Origin of the sequence: Streptomyces sp. NBC_01237 (assembly GCF_035917275.1) — a bacterium.
Classification (GTDB): domain Bacteria; phylum Actinomycetota; class Actinomycetes; order Streptomycetales; family Streptomycetaceae; genus Streptomyces.
The window spans coordinates 5,814,567-5,828,909 of record NZ_CP108508.1; the positions used below are offsets into that span (position 1 = coordinate 5,814,567).

General features: G+C 70.4%; 14 protein-coding genes. 7 read left to right on the forward strand and 7 right to left on the reverse strand.

The genetic code is table 11. The features are described from left to right. Positions 1-90 precede the first annotated feature (90 nt). Positions 91-1,092, forward strand: coding sequence for a LuxR C-terminal-related transcriptional regulator (locus tag OG251_RS26040; protein WP_326679398.1), 1,002 nt, complete (start codon positions 91-93; stop codon positions 1,090-1,092). A 201-nt stretch (positions 1,093-1,293) separates the two neighbouring features. Here the strand turns inward: OG251_RS26040 and OG251_RS26045 are convergent, their stop codons facing one another. Next, complete coding sequence (locus tag OG251_RS26045; protein WP_326679399.1) at positions 1,294-2,961, reverse strand: fumarate hydratase; 1,668 nt, start codon at positions 2,959-2,961, stop codon at positions 1,294-1,296. Between the two features lie 281 nt (positions 2,962-3,242). On the opposite strand from OG251_RS26045, the gene OG251_RS26050 reads away from it, so the two are divergent. Together OG251_RS26050 and OG251_RS26055 are read left to right on the forward strand one after the other, a co-directional pair. Next, positions 3,243-3,917, forward strand: coding sequence for a DUF1707 SHOCT-like domain-containing protein (locus OG251_RS26050; RefSeq protein WP_326679400.1), 675 nt, complete (start codon positions 3,243-3,245; stop codon positions 3,915-3,917). Positions 3,918-4,075: 158 nt separating this feature from the next. After that, positions 4,076-4,447 carry a WhiB family transcriptional regulator gene (locus OG251_RS26055; protein ID WP_326679401.1) on the forward strand — a complete coding sequence of 124 codons (372 nt, stop codon included), beginning with the start codon at positions 4,076-4,078 and terminating at the stop codon, positions 4,445-4,447. Between the two features lie 79 nt (positions 4,448-4,526). On the opposite strand, the gene glpX is transcribed toward OG251_RS26055, so the two are convergent. After that, a complete protein-coding gene (gene glpX, locus OG251_RS26060) occupies positions 4,527-5,558 on the reverse strand; it encodes a class II fructose-bisphosphatase (RefSeq protein WP_326679402.1) in 1,032 nt (343 codons plus the stop codon). A 144-nt stretch (positions 5,559-5,702) separates the two neighbouring features. On the opposite strand from glpX, the gene OG251_RS26065 reads away from it, so the two are divergent. Continuing rightward, on the forward strand, positions 5,703-6,224 hold the full coding sequence (locus OG251_RS26065) for a DUF4245 domain-containing protein (RefSeq protein WP_326679403.1): 522 nt from the start codon (positions 5,703-5,705) through the stop codon (positions 6,222-6,224). Positions 6,225-6,377: 153 nt separating this feature from the next. Here the strand turns inward: OG251_RS26065 and OG251_RS26070 are convergent, their stop codons facing one another. From OG251_RS26070 to OG251_RS26085, 4 genes are all read right to left on the reverse strand, one after another. Then, positions 6,378-6,968, reverse strand: a complete 591-nt coding sequence (locus tag OG251_RS26070) for a malonic semialdehyde reductase (RefSeq protein ID WP_326679404.1) — start codon at positions 6,966-6,968, stop codon at positions 6,378-6,380. Positions 6,969-7,211: 243 nt separating this feature from the next. After that, positions 7,212-7,466 (reverse strand): exodeoxyribonuclease VII small subunit, encoded by a 255-nt coding sequence (locus OG251_RS26075; protein WP_326679405.1) that lies wholly within the window; start codon positions 7,464-7,466, stop codon positions 7,212-7,214. A 123-nt stretch (positions 7,467-7,589) separates the two neighbouring features. Beyond that, on the reverse strand, positions 7,590-8,801 hold the full coding sequence (xseA, locus tag OG251_RS26080; RefSeq protein WP_073718086.1) for an exodeoxyribonuclease VII large subunit: 1,212 nt from the start codon (positions 8,799-8,801) through the stop codon (positions 7,590-7,592). A 159-nt stretch (positions 8,802-8,960) separates the two neighbouring features. Continuing rightward, complete coding sequence (locus tag OG251_RS26085) at positions 8,961-10,367, reverse strand: APC family permease (protein ID WP_326679406.1); 1,407 nt, start codon at positions 10,365-10,367, stop codon at positions 8,961-8,963. An 87-nt stretch (positions 10,368-10,454) separates the two neighbouring features. Between OG251_RS26085 and OG251_RS26090 the strand changes: the two genes are divergently transcribed. Both OG251_RS26090 and ppgK read left to right on the forward strand, forming a co-directional pair. After that, positions 10,455-11,444, forward strand: a complete 990-nt coding sequence (locus OG251_RS26090) for a 4-hydroxy-3-methylbut-2-enyl diphosphate reductase (RefSeq protein ID WP_326679407.1) — start codon at positions 10,455-10,457, stop codon at positions 11,442-11,444. A gap of 38 nt (positions 11,445-11,482) precedes the next feature. Continuing rightward, entirely contained in the window at positions 11,483-12,220 is a 738-nt protein-coding gene (ppgK, locus tag OG251_RS26095) for a polyphosphate--glucose phosphotransferase (protein ID WP_326679408.1), read from the forward strand. 22 nt (positions 12,221-12,242) lie between these two features. On the opposite strand, the gene OG251_RS26100 is transcribed toward ppgK, so the two are convergent. After that, entirely contained in the window at positions 12,243-12,884 is a 642-nt protein-coding gene (locus OG251_RS26100; RefSeq protein ID WP_442818379.1) for a DUF6542 domain-containing protein, read from the reverse strand. 315 nt (positions 12,885-13,199) lie between these two features. Here OG251_RS26100 and ychF point away from each other — a divergent pair, with 315 nt between their 5' ends. Next, the gene (ychF, locus tag OG251_RS26105) at positions 13,200-14,288 is read left to right on the forward strand and encodes a redox-regulated ATPase YchF (protein ID WP_326679409.1); all 1,089 of its coding nucleotides are present in this window, start codon (positions 13,200-13,202) and stop codon (positions 14,286-14,288) included. The last annotated feature ends 55 nt before the right edge of the window (positions 14,289-14,343 follow it).

Sequence of the window (14,343 nt, forward strand, 5' to 3'; positions counted from 1 at the left end):
CTGTTGATACCGGGTGTCACCCGCACATACTCGTGCAGGCGGAGCACTCACCGATGTAGTCCCGTTCGCACAAAGGTAATCTGCATACTTGTGCAGGACGATCAATCCCTCCCACCGGTATGTGATTGCCGCGAATCGACGCCGGACCGCCCGATGCCGGAGCGGCCCTGCGAGACGGCACTCACGACCTACCGGCGCGCGCTCCTGGAGGGAAGCCTTCCGCGGGGCGAGGTGGCCGGCTGTCTGCGCGCCCTGCATCTGATGGTGGCCGACCGGGAATCACCGGGCTTCATGATCCCCGTGCCGCCGGAGACCGCGTCGTTCGCCGCGCTCGCCCCCATCGAGGAGGCGATCCTCGAACAGCGCCGCACCCTGCGCTCGGCGCGCGCCGCCCTCGCCGCCTTCGAGGGCCTGTACGCCGATGTGCACCGGCTCCAACAGCCCGCCCTCACCCGGCTCTCCGGACACGCCGTCATCAGCAAGGCCCTCGAAGCGGGAGTCGGCGGCTGCCGCGAGGAGGTGCGCACCGCGCACCCGGGCGGCGGCCGTCCCGCGCACATCCTCCAGGAGTCGCTGCCCCGGGACCTGAACAACCTGCGGCGCGGCATCCGGCAGCGCACGATCTACCAGCACACCGTCCGCTCGGACCGCACGACGCTCGCGTACATCGAGCAGGTGACCGAGGCGGGGGCCGAGGTCAGGACGCTCACCGAGGTCGCCGACCGGATCATCGTGTTCGACCGCGACCTCGCGTTCATCCCGTTCTCCGACGAACCGCACAACGCGCTGCGCATCCAGCACCCGCCCCTGGTCCGCTTCCTGGTCCGGCACTTCGACGAGGCATGGGCCCGCTCGGTCCCCGTCCGCCCCGAACGCGCACCGCTGCGCACCTCCGTCATCACCTCCGACCTCCAGCGCGCGATCCTGCAGGCGGTCGTCAACGGCGAGACGGACGCGGCGATCGCCCGGCGCATCGGCATGAGCAGGCGCAGCGTCGCCGAGCACATGCGCAAGGTCTCCGAGCAACTGGGCAGCAACAGCCGCGCCCAGCTCGGCTATCTGGTCGCGACCTCGGGCCTGCTGGACGGCTGACCGGCGTACGGCGACGGCCGCGGGAACGCGGTGGGGCGGCGGCGCGGGGCGGGGTGGCCGGAAACGCACGGTGGGGGCGCTCCGTCCGGAACGCCCCCACCACTGCTCGCCTGTACGCCGGCCGGCCTGTACGCCGGTCAGCCGGGCGGTCCGTACGTCGGCCGGTCAGACGGCCCGTACGCCGGTAGGCCCGTACGCCGGTCAGCCGAGGCCGGGGCCCCGTACCGGAATGCTGGTGAAGGTCGGCGCGGGGGCGGGCTCGGTGAAGAAGTCGTTGCCCTTGTCGTCGACCACGATGAACGCGGGGAAGTCCTCGACCTCGATCTTCCAGACCGCCTCCATGCCGAGCTCCTCGTACTCGATGACCTCGACCTTCTTGATGCAGTCCTGCGCGAGGCGCGCGGCCGGGCCGCCGATGGAGCCGAGGTAGAAGCCGCCGTGCGCGTCGCACGCGTCGGTGACCTGCCGGGACCGGTTGCCCTTGGCCAGCATCACCTTGGAGCCGCCCGCCGCCTGGAACTGCGCGACATAGCTGTCCATGCGGCCGGCCGTCGTCGGGCCGAAGGAACCGGAGGCGTATCCCTCGGGCGTCTTCGCCGGGCCCGCGTAGTACACCGGGTGGTCCTTCAGGTACTGCGGCATCTCCTCGCCCGCGTCCAGCCGCTCCTTGATCTTGGCGTGTGCGATGTCGCGCGCCACGACCATCGGGCCGGTCAGCGAGAGCCGGGTCTTGACCGGGTACTTGGTCAGCTCGGCGAGGATGTCGTCCATCGGCCGGTTCAGATCGATCCGCACGACATCCGCGGCCTCGTCCAGGTGGTCGTCGGTGGTGTCCGGCAGGAAGCGCGCCGGGTCCCTCTCCAGCTGCTCCAGGAAGACGCCCTCGGCGGTGATCTTCGCGGTGGCCTGGCGGTCCGCCGAGCAGGACACGGCGATGGCGACGGGCAGCGAGGCGCCGTGCCGGGGGAGCCGGACGACGCGTACGTCGTGGCAGAAGTACTTGCCGCCGAACTGCGCGCCGATCCCGATCTTCTGCGTCAGCTCGAAGACCTTCTCCTCCAGGTCCTTGTCCCGGAAGCCGTGCCCGGTGGGGGAGCCCTCGGCGGGCAGCTCGTCCAGGTAGTGCGCGGAGGCGTACTTCGCGGTCTTCAGCGCGAACTCGGCCGACGTACCGCCGACGACGATCGCCAGGTGGTACGGCGGGCAGGCCGCGGTGCCCAGCGAACGGATCTTCTCCTCCAGGAACTTCATCATGGAGGTCTCGTTGAGGACCGCCTTGGTCTCCTGGTAGAGGAACGACTTGTTGGCGGAACCGCCGCCCTTCGCCATGAAGAGGAACTTGTACGCGCCGCCGTCGGTGGCGTACAGCTCGACCTGCGCCGGAAGGTTCGAGCCGGTGTTCTTCTCGTCCCACATGGTCAGCGGGGCCATCTGCGAGTAGCGCAGGTTGAGCTTGGTGTACGCGTCGAAGATGCCGTGCGACAGCGCCTCCTCGTCACCGCCCGACGTCAGCACGTTCTGGCCGCGCTTGCCCATGACGATCGCCGTGCCGGTGTCCTGGCACATCGGCAGGACACCCGCGGCGGCGATGTTCGCGTTCTTCAGGAGGTCGAGCGCGACGAACTTGTCGTTGGACGAGGCATCGGGGTCGTCCACGATCCGGCGCAGCTGTGCGAGGTGCGCCGGGCGCAGGAAGTGCGAGATGTCGTGCATGGCCTCGGCGGCGAGCGTGCGCAGGGCCTCGGGCTCGACCTTGAGGAACGTACGGCCGTCGGCCTCGAAGGTGGAGACACCCTCGGCGGTCACCAGACGATAGGGCGTGGTGTCCTCTCCCAGGGGGAGCAGATCGGAGTACGCAAACTCTGGCATTACGGCCATTCCTCACTCGGCGACAGCGGCTGACCTCCCTTGGGCAGCGCATCCACCAGCGTAGAACGCCGCGGGGCCGCCGATCCTGTGAGGTAAGGCTCACCTGGAACGGACCCGGTACGGACCCGCAGCGGATCCGGAACGGGCCTGGGGTCGGGGAGGAGTCACTTCCGGATCCGGGGGTGGCCGGGCGGGCGGACCGGCCGGTGACCGCCCAGGATTGGCCGGATCGCCCGGACTGCCCCTAGTCGCGATCTATCGCGTTTGGGTACGCTGGATCGGTGGACCTCGAAAAGCAGCCCCAGCAGCCCGTCGCCCCGGCTGAACCCGCACCGACCGGTATCCGAGCCTCCGACGCCGACCGCGACCGGATCGCGGACATCCTGCGGGACGCCATGGCCGAGGGCCGGCTGACCGCCGAGGAGCACGCCGAGCGGATCGACCTGGTGTACCGCGCCAAGACCCTCGGTGAACTCGAACCGCTGGTCCGCGACCTGCCCGCGCCCGGCGTCACCGCCCCGCAGTCCGGTGCGCGGCCCTACGCCTACGGCCCCGAGGGCCCGGCCGGGCCGGCCGACAACCTCGTGGCGATCTTCTCCAGCTCGACCAGGAAAGGGCGTTGGCGGGTCGGTGGCCGTACGAACGCCTTCGCGCTGTTCGGCACCGTGGAGATCGATCTGACGGAGGCTCTTTTCGGCCAACGGCTCACCGTCATCAACGCGACGTCCATCTTCGGCAGTGTCGAGATCAAGGTGCCGCAGAACATCTCGCTGCGCGGCAGCGGGACGGGTGTTTTCGGTAATTTCGAAGTGGTGACACTGGAATCCGCAGATCCGGAAGCACCGGTCGTCGTGGTGAACGGCTATTCCGTCTTCGGAAACGTGGAAGCAAAGCCCAAGCGGGGCAAGTTCATTGCCGACCTCCACGACCAACTGCGCAAACACCTCGGCCGCTGAGCGGCGGTGGCGGACGGGCTTCGGGATCCGGCCAAAGTGCGCCGCGGGTGCAATTGCGCGCCCCGGAAGCCTGTGCCACGCAGCGCTTAGGCACGCGCACAGCGGGTAGGGAATGCTGCATCGTCTCTCGCTCGCGAAGCCGTCGTCAGGAGTAGACCGTGCTGCAACCGCCGCATCAGACTCTGCAGGTCGTCGCCGTTCCTCCCCAGCGCACTCCCGCTCGGGAAGACCAGGCGGGACCCTGGCATTCGGAGGCGGTGTGCCGCCGGGACGAAGCCGGGTTGTTCTTCGCCCCGTCGAAGGAGCCGACTGCTGCCCGACTGTCCCGCGAGGAGGCCGCCAAACGCGTATGCGCCCGCTGTCCGGTGATGGTGGCGTGCCAGGAGCACGCCTTGATGCAACCCGAGCCGTACGGGGTGTGGGGCGGCCTGACCGCCGCGGAACGCCGCGTGGTGCTCGCCCGGCGCCGTAGGCGCGAGATAGAGCTCACGTCGGCGGCGCCGGCGGAACAGATAGCCGCAGCGGGCTGAGGAACATGGGTGAGGGGGCTGCCGGCCGGCAGCCCCCTCACCCATGTTCCCGTCGCACTGTTCTCCGCGCGGGCGGACCCTACTGGGCGCGGTCGAAGTCGATCGCGCTGTAGGCGCGCAGCTTCGACAGCCGGTGGGTCGAGTCGATCTTCCGGATCGTGCCCGACTTCGAACGCATGACGATCGACTCGGTGGTCGCCGTCTCCGCGCGGTACCGCACACCGCGCATGAGTTCACCGTCGGTGATACCGGTCGCCACGAAGAACACGTTGTCGCCGCTGACCAGGTCGTCGGTCGACAGCACCCGGTCCAGGTCGTGCCCGGCGTCCAGCGCACGCTGACGCTCGGCCTCGTCCTTGGGCCACAGCTTGCCCTGGATGACACCGCCGAGGCACTTTATGGCGCAGGCCGAGATGATGCCCTCGGGTGTGCCGCCGATGCCCATCAGCAGATCGACGCCGGTGCCCTCGCGGGCCGCCATGATCGAGCCCGCGACATCGCCGTCGGAGATGAACTTGATCCGGGCGCCCGTCTCCCGGATCTCCTTGACGATGCCCTCGTGGCGGGGGCGGTCGAGGATGACGACGGTGACGTCCTCGGGCATCGAGTTCTTCGCCCTCGCGACACGCCGGATGTTCACCGACACGGGCGCGTTGATGTCCACGAAGTCCGCGGCCTCGGGGCCCGTGACCAGCTTGTCCATGTAGAAGACGGCGGACGGGTCGAACATGGCGCCGCGGTCGGCGGCGGCCAGGACGGCGATCGCGTTCGGCATGCCCTTGGCGTTGAGCGTGGTGCCGTCGATCGGGTCGACGGCGATGTCGACCTCGGGGCCGGTGCCGTCGCCGACGCGCTCGCCGTTGAACAGCATGGGCGCTTCGTCCTTCTCGCCCTCACCGATGACGACGACGCCGTTCATCGAGACGGTGGAGACGAGGGTCCGCATGGCCTTCACGGCGGCGCCGTCGGCGCCGATCTTGTCGCCGCGGCCGACCCAGCGCCCGGCTGCCATGGCGGCGGCCTCGGTGACCCGGACCAGCTCCAGGGCCAGGTTGCGGTCGGGGGCCTCCGGGGAGACCTCTAGCTGGGACGGCAGATGATGCTCGGACATCGGAGCGCACCTTTCTGTACGGCGACGACCGGAAAAGAGGGTGCTGCGACTCTATCGGTAGGTCGATAAAATGAGCAGGGCGGGTCACGTATGAGCAGCCTCCCCGTGGCCGGTCGTGAAGAGGCCCATGCCACCATTGACCCCGTGGCGAGCAAGCGAGGCAAGCAGACGGTCCGGGACATGTTCCTGTCGATGATGGTGATCACCGCCGTCGCGGGCGGCATCTACGTGTTCATCCCGCACGACGACAAGGCCGATCCGATCAAGGCCGTCGACTTCAGGGTGGAACTCGCCACGGCGAGGCGGGCGGCGCCCTATCCGGTGGCCGCGCCGGACGGCCTGGCGAAGGACTGGAAGTCGACCTCCGTCTCGTACGAGCGCAAGGCGGGGGACAGCTGGCACCTCGGCTTCCTCGACCCGGACGGCAGGTACGTCGCGGTCGAGCAGTCCACGACCCCGGCCAAGAAGTACGTCCCCGAGGTCAGCCGGGACGCCAGGAACACCGGGCGCACCGAGGATGTCGCGGGCCGCGCGTGGGAGCACTGGGAAGGGCCGAAGTACGACGCCCTCGTCCTGCAGGAGAAGGGCTCGACCACGGTGGTCACGGGCTCGGCACCCAAGGGGCGGCTCGTGGAGATGGCCGCGGCCCTGAAGACCACCCCCTGACCTGACGCCCCCGGGAGACGGCCGCGACCGGCTGACGGCACCCCCGCGGCGCTCCCGGCCGCACACGCACAGCGCCCGGCCGGGAATCCCTGGCCGGGCGCATGTACAAGCGGCTTTCCGCGGGCGATCGCCGCATGCGCGGAAGTCGCGGGATCAGATGGTCGTGACGACCTCGTCGTACGACAGACGCGGCGAACGGGGGAACCAGGCGTCCTCGCCCGGCTTGCCGATGTTGATGACCATCAGCGGGACGTGGTCGTCGTCCAGGAACTCCTTCTGGATGCCCGCGGCGTCGTAACCGGTCATCGGGCCGGCGGCCAGACCGGCGGCGCGGACACCGATGATGAAGTACGCGGACTGCAGCGCGGCGTTGAGGAGGGCGGCCGACTCGCGGACCGGGCGCTCGGAGAAGAACGCGTCCTTGGCCTGCGGGAAGTGCGGCAGCAGGGCCGGCAGCTCCTCGTGGAACTCGTTGTCGGCGACGAGGATCGCGACGAGCGGGGCGGTGGCGGTCTTCGGCCGGTTGCCCTCGGCCATGTGCTGGACGAGGCGCTCGCGACCCTCGGCGGAGCGGACCAGGATGACGCGCAGCGGCGACTGGTTGAAGGCCGTGGGGCCGTACTTGACCAGGTCGTAGATCGCCTGGACCTGCTCATCGGTCACCGGCTCGTCGGTGAACGTGTTGGCGGTGCGGGCCTCACGGAAGAGGAGGTCCTGGGCGGCGGGGTCAAGAGCGAGCGACATCTTGCGAATTACCTTCCGGACGAACAGGGGGATCAAGCGATGAGATCACCGTAACGGAGAGGTAGGTTAACTTTCAACTAAAACGGGGCGGGAGTGAGCCACCCCACAGCGGGGCTACTCCACGGCAGGGCCACTCCAGGGCAGGTCCACCCACAGCGGGGCCGCGCAGCGGAGCCCCCGCGGTACAGGAGCCGAGCGGCCGGCCGATGGGCCTGTCCGCGTACGGCGCGCCCGGTGGACGCCTCAGTCGTCGGCGCCCGGGTCCCGCGCGGGCTCCTCCGGGCGGGCCAGGGCCGCGTCCAGTCGGGCGCGGGCACCCTCCAGCCAGTGCCGGCACACCTTCGCCAGCTCCTCGCCCCGCTCCCACAGGGCCAACGACTCCTCCAGCGTCGTGCCGCCCGCCTCCAGGCGGCGCACGACCTCGATCAGCTCGTCCCGCGCCTGCTCGTACCCGAGCGTGCCTGCCGCGGCAGCCGTCGCCGTCCCGTCGTCCGTCATGTGATCCACCCTATTCGTGAGCTGAGAAAACACCGTGAGCGGACCCCACGGAACCCGTACCCGCGGGGCCGGGATCCGCGTGACCCGTACGTGCCCGGCCGGGTGCCGCGGGTCCCGTACCGGTCACCCCTCCACCCGTACGGTGAACTCGCCCTCCGACACCCGCGCCCGCAGCGGCTCGCCGGGCGCACCGGCGTCGGCGGGGGAGCGCACCACATGGCCGTCGGGCCGCTGGAGCACCGCGTAACCCCGCTCCAGGGTGGCGGCGGGTGACAGCGAGACCACCCGGGCCCGGGTGTGCGCGAGCTCCGAATCGGCCCGGTCCAGCAGATGCCCGAGCACCCGGCGGCTCCGCCCGGCCAACGCGTCCACCTCGGCGGCCCGCTCGTCCACCAGCCGCTGGGGGTGCTCCATCGACGGGCGGCCCAGCGCGTGCGCCAGCCCCCGCTCCTCCCGGTCGAGCATGCCCCGTACGGTGCGCAGCGCCCGGTCCCGCAACTGCTGCACCCGGTCCAGCTCCTCGCCCACGTCCGGTACGACCTTCTTCGCCGCGTCCGTCGGCGTCGACGCCCGCAGGTCCGCCACCAGGTCGAGCAGCGGGGAGTCCGGCTCGTGCCCGATCGCGGAGACCACCGGCGTACGGCACGCGGCCACCGCCCGGATCAACTGCTCGTCGGAGAACGGCAGCAGGTCCTCCACACTGCCGCCGCCCCGGGCGACCACGATCACATCGACCTCGTCCAGGGCATCGAGCTCCTCGACGGCCTTGACCACCTGGTTCACCGCGTGCACGCCCTGCACCGCGGTGTTGCGCACCTCGAACCGCACGGCGGGCCAGCGGCGCCGGGCGTTCTCCAGGACATCGCGCTCGGCCGCCGAGGCGCGCCCGCAGACCAGCCCGATCAGCTGCGGCAGGAACGGCAACGGCTTCTTGCGGTCCAGCGCGAAGAGCCCCTCCGAGGCGAGCGACTTCTTCAGCTGCTCCAGCCGGACCAGCAGCTCCCCGATGCCCACCGGCCGTATCTCCGTCGCCCGCAGGGACAGCTGCCCCCGGGGCGCGTACCACTCGGGCTTGGCGAGGACCACGACCCGCGCACCCTCCGTCACGACATCCGCGATGCGGTCGAAGACCTGCCGGTAGCAGGTGACGCTCACGGAGATGTCGTGGGACGGATCGCGCAGGGTCAGAAAGACGACTCCGGCACCGGGCCGCCGCGACAGCTGGGTGATCTGCCCCTCGACCCAGATCGCCCCGAGCCGGTCGATCCACCCCCCGATGAGCCGTGACACCTCACCGACGGGCAGCGGCGCTTCCGCGGATGTGTTGAGAGCCATGCGGACGAGCGTATCGGCAGGCGCCGACAGGAGGGGCGGGCAGCACGACGGGAAGCCCCCGGTTCACGGGCTCGGCCACCCGTGGCGCGCCCCACCGCAAGGCGCCGCCCCACAGCGGGGCCACCCCGCACGCCTCCCCGCTCGACCGGCGGCAGCCGCTCACCCCGCTCCCGGGCCGCCCGACTCCCTCTCCATCGGATCCGCCCCACCGACCCCGGCCCCCGGACGCCGCCGCCCCCACTGCACCGCGAGCACCACGAGCCCCACCGCCAGCCAGCACAGCCCGACCACCTGCGCGCTCGTCGTCGCCTCCACGATCACCGCGATCAGCACCGCCGCACCGACCACCGGGATCAGGACATGGCGCCACCAGCTGGGTTCGCCCTCCATCCGGCGTACGGCGAACCAGCCGACCACCGACGCGTGCAGCAGCACGAACGCCGTCAGCGCGCCCACGTCCACGACCGACACCAGATGATCCAGGCCGTCGTCGCGCCGGGCCGCCCACACCGCGGCCACCAGCGTCACGACCGCCGCACCCAGGATCGCGACCCGCGGCACCCCGGACTTCGCGTCGACCCTCGCCAGGAACGGCGGCAGCCGCCGCTCCCGCGCCATCGCGAACACCAGCCGCCCCGCGGCCGCCTGCCCCGCCAGCGCGGCGAACGCGGCGCCGATCGCCTTGCTGACCGCCACCAGATCGTGCAGCCAGCTCCCGACGGAGGCATCCACCGCGTCGTAGAACGCGGACCCCTGCTTCGCCGGATCGGCCGCCAGCTCCGCCGAGCTGACCGGCTCCAGCAGCGCGGCCAGATAGGACTGCGCGATGAACAGCACGCCCGCGAGGACCAGGCAGAACAACAGCGCACGCGCCACCTTCGCCGAGCCGCCGGTCACCTCCTCGGCGAACGAGGCGATCGCGTCGAACCCCAGATAGGAGAGCACGGCCACGGACACGGCCCCCATCACCGCCGTCATCGAGAACCCGGAATCGCCGGTGAGCGGCGACAGCCAGCCGCGCTGCGCGCCGTCGCGCACGAGCACCACCACCGCCGACACCAGGAACACCAGCAGCACCACGATCTCCATGGCCAGCACGGCGAAGCCGACCCGGGCGGCGGCCCGAACGCCCCACAGGTTGAGGAGGGTGGTCACCACGACCGCGATCGTCGTCCACACCCACCGCGACACCTCGGGGACCAGCGCGTTCATCGCGATCCCGGAGAAGAGGTAGGCGACCGCCGGAATCAGCAGATAGTCGAGCATCGCCATCCACCCGGCGATGAACCCGGGCCCTTCCCCGAGCCCCTTGCGGGCATAGGCGAAGACCGAACCCGCCAGTGGAGCGACCCGCACCATCTGGGCGTAGCTGTAGGCGGTGAACGCCATGACGACGGTCGCCACCACGTAGACCAGGGCGACCGCGCCGTCCGACTTCGCGTCGAGTGTGCCGAACACGCCGACCGGGGCCATGGGGGCGATGAACAGCAGGCCGTAGACCACCAGGTCCCGGAAGCCGAGCGTGCGCCGCAGGGTGGGCCGTTCCGTGCTGCTGCTCGCCGACATCCGACCTCCATCGCCGTCCGTGCACATCCACGTCGCCAACAGTCTCCCGACCCGGCCGTACCGGCGCCTGTTCGGTACGGCCTTACGATGGGACGCATGACTGCAACTCCTGCCCGCCGTGTCCTGCTCGCCGCTCCCCGTGGCTACTGCGCGGGCGTGGACCGTGCCGTGATCGCCGTCGAGAAGGCTCTGGAGCAGTACGGGGCCCCGATCTACGTGCGCCACGAGATCGTGCACAACAAGTACGTCGTGCAGACCCTGGAGAAGAAGGGTGCGATCTTCGTCGACGTCACCGCGGAGGTCCCCGAGGGCTCCATCGTGATGTTCTCCGCGCACGGCGTCGCGCCGACCGTCCACGCCGAGGCCGCCGAGCGCGGGCTCGCCACCATCGACGCCACGTGCCCCCTGGTCACCAAGGTCCACAAGGAAGCCGTCCGGTACGCCAAGGAGGACTACGACATCCTCCTGATCGGCCACGAGGGCCACGAGGAAGTCATCGGCACGAGCGGTGAGGCGCCGGACCACATCACGCTGGTCGACGGCCCCGAGGACGTGGCGAACGTGCGGGTCCGCGACGAGTCGAAGGTCGTCTGGCTCTCGCAGACCACTCTCTCGGTCGACGAGACGATGGAGACGGTCAGCGCCATCAAGGAGAAGTTCCCCAACCTCCTCTCGCCGCCCAGCGACGACATCTGCTACGCCACGCAGAACCGCCAGATCGCGGTGAAGAAGCTGGCCGAGGACGCCGAGCTGGTCATCGTCGTCGGCTCCAAGAACTCCTCGAACTCCATCCGCATGGTGGAGGTCGCCCTGGACGCGGGCGCCCCCGCCGCGCATCTGGTGGACTTCGCCGACGAGATCGACGAGGCCTGGCTGGAGGGCGTCACCACGGTCGGCCTCACCTCGGGCGCCTCGGTCCCCGACGTGCTGGTCGACGGGGTACTGGAATGGCTCGGCGAGCGGGGTTACGGCGACGTCGAGACGGTGAAGACGGCGGACGAGTCGATCACCTTCTCGCTGCCCAAGGAGCTCCGCCGCGATCTGCGGGCCGAGGCGGCCGCCCTTTCCGCCGAGTAGCCGGGCGAGGTGCCCGAGCTGCCCGTACGGTGGTTGCCATGCAGATCTTCGGCGTGGACATCGGCGGATCCGGGATCAAGGGCGCTCCCGTGGACCTGGACCGCGGAGACCTGGCGCAGGAGCGCCACAAAGTACTGACACCGCACCCGGCCACGCCCAAGGGCGTGGCCGACTGCGTGGCCGAGGTCGTCGGCCACTTCGACTGGTCGGGACCGGTCGGCATCACCTTCCCGGGCGTCGTCACCGACGGCATCACCCGCACCGCGGCCAATGTCGACAAGGGCTGGATCGACACGGACGCCGGCACGCTGCTCGGCGAGCGGATCGGGCAGCCCGTCACGATCCTCAACGACGCCGACGCGGCGGGCATCGCCGAGATGTCGTTCGGCGCGGGCCGGGGCCGCAAGGGCACCGTCATCATGCTCACCTTCGGTACGGGCATCGGCAGCGCGGTCTTCACGGACGGCCGGCTCGTCCCCAACACCGAGCTGGGCCACCTGGAGCTGCACGGCCACGACGCGGAGAAGCACGCCTCCACGAAGGCCAAGGAGGACGAGGACCTCAGCTGGCACCACTGGGCGCACCGGGTGCAGAAGTACCTGGCCCATGTGGAGATGCTGTTCTCGCCCGAGCTGTTCATCATCGGCGGCGGGGTCAGCCGCAAGTCGGACAAGTTCCTGCCGCTGATCGAACACGTACGGGCCGAGATGGTCCCGGCGGAGCTGCAGAACAACGCGGGGATCGTGGGCGCGGCGATGGCGGCGGCGGGCAGGTAGCCGCCCCGCCGAGGCTCCGGACCTACGGGCGCCGGGGGCGGCGCGCTCCGCCCGCGGCGGCCTTCGCGCCGCGGACGGCCACGGGCTGCGCGTGCGGGGCCGACGGGGCGGACTGCGCCGGCTGACGCCGTCGCGCCCGCATGTGCCGGACCTTGCGGACGCTCGCGATGCTTCCGGCGATGAGGGTGCCGCCGTACAGCCAGCCCGCATGGACGGCGAGCGCGGTGACGACGGCCATCGTCTGCCCGCCCAGACCGCCGCTGCCCCCGGCGACGGGGATGACGCCGACGGCGAAGGCGATCGGCACGCTGATCGGCGCGGTGACAAGGTCCGCGGGCCGCACCCAGAGCGCGGTCAGCGCGCTGACCGGCAGGAACAGCAGCCCGAACACGACTTCCGAGCTGTCCAGGAGCAGCCGGTCGACGCAGGCCAGCACGAACATGGTGAGGGCGGCGAAGAGACCCGCCCCGATGCCCGTCAGCCGGGGATTGGGGAACCTGCGCAGGGCGAGCACCACGGGCGGCAGGGTGCGCGCCCGGACCGCGGGCGCACCCACCACCCGGTAGACGGCGGCACTCTCGCCGGGGGCGCCCTGCGGGGACGGGGCCGGCGGAGCCTGCTGGGGCTGCCTGCGCTGCGGGGTACGTGTCTTGTGCTGCTCCACGTGCACAACGTAGGTCGGGAGGCGGGAAGAAGCAGGCGTTGGACACGCGCTTTGGCCGACCTTGGGGTTGAGTTCGATGTCACACGGCCGAATCCCGCCCTGTTCGACCCGTCCCGGCCGCCGACCGGGCAGGACCCGGGGACGTACCCCCGACGCACCCGCGACGTACCCCCCGACCGGGCCGGGGCAGGGCCGCGACGGACCCGTGACGGGCCGCCCGCCGCCGCCCGTAAACTGGAGAATCGGTGTCCGCTCCGAGGCCCGGCCCGAACAGCACGACCCCTCCTCACCTCCTCACTCCAGGAAGTCGCCAAAGTGTCGCTCACGATCGGAATCGTCGGTCTGCCGAATGTCGGCAAGTCGACCCTGTTCAACGCCCTGACCAAGAACGACGTGCTGGCGGCCAACTACCCGTTCGCCACGATCGAGCCGAACGTCGGTGTGGTCGGCGTCCCGGACCCGCGCCTGAACACGCTCGCGGAGATCTTCAACTCGCAGAAGCTCCTCCCGGCCACCGTCGACTTCGTGGACATCGCGGGCATCGTGCGCGGCGCGAGCGAGGGCGAGGGCCTGGGCAACAAGTTCCTCGCGAACATCCGCGAGTCCGACGCGATCTGCCAGGTCATCCGCGCGTTCAAGGACGAGAACGTCGTCCACGTCGACGGCAAGGTCTCGCCCAAGGACGACATCGAGACGATCAACACCGAGCTGATCCTGGCCGACCTCCAGTCCGTCGAGAAGGCCGTCCCGCGCCTGACGAAGGAGTCCCGCCTCCAGAAGGAGAAGGTGGCGGTTCTCGCGGCCGTCGAGGAGGCCCAGAAGATCCTGGAGTCCGGCGAGACCCTCTTCTCCGCGGGCATCACGGCGGGCACCGAGAAGGGCCGGCTCCTCCACGAGCTGCACCTCCTCACCACCAAGCCCTTCCTGTACGTCTTCAACGTCGACGAGGACGAACTGGTCGACGAGGACTTCAAGAACGAGCAGCGCGCCCTGGTCGCCCCCGCCGAGGCGATCTTCCTGAACGCCAAGATCGAGTCCGAGCTGATCGAGCTGGACGACGACGAGGCCCTGGAACTCCTCCAGTCCATGGGCCAGGAAGAGCCCGGCCTGGCCACCCTCGGCCGCGTCGGCTTCGACACCCTGGGCCTCCAGACCTACCTCACGGCAGGCCCGAAGGAAGCCCGCGCCTGGACGATCAAGAAGGGCGCCACGGCCCCCGAGGCGGCCGGTGTGATCCACACCGACTTCCAGAAGGGCTTCATCAAGGCCGAGATCATCTCCTTCGACGACCTGGTCGAGACAGGCTCGGTCGCCGAGGCCCGCGCCAAGGGCAAGGCCCGCATGGAGGGCAAGGAGTACGTCATGCAGGACGGCGACGTGGTGGAGTTCCGCTTCAACGTGTGACGTTCCATCAAGGCGACGCCCGGCCCGCTCGTTGGCGGGCCGGGCGCAGGCGTCT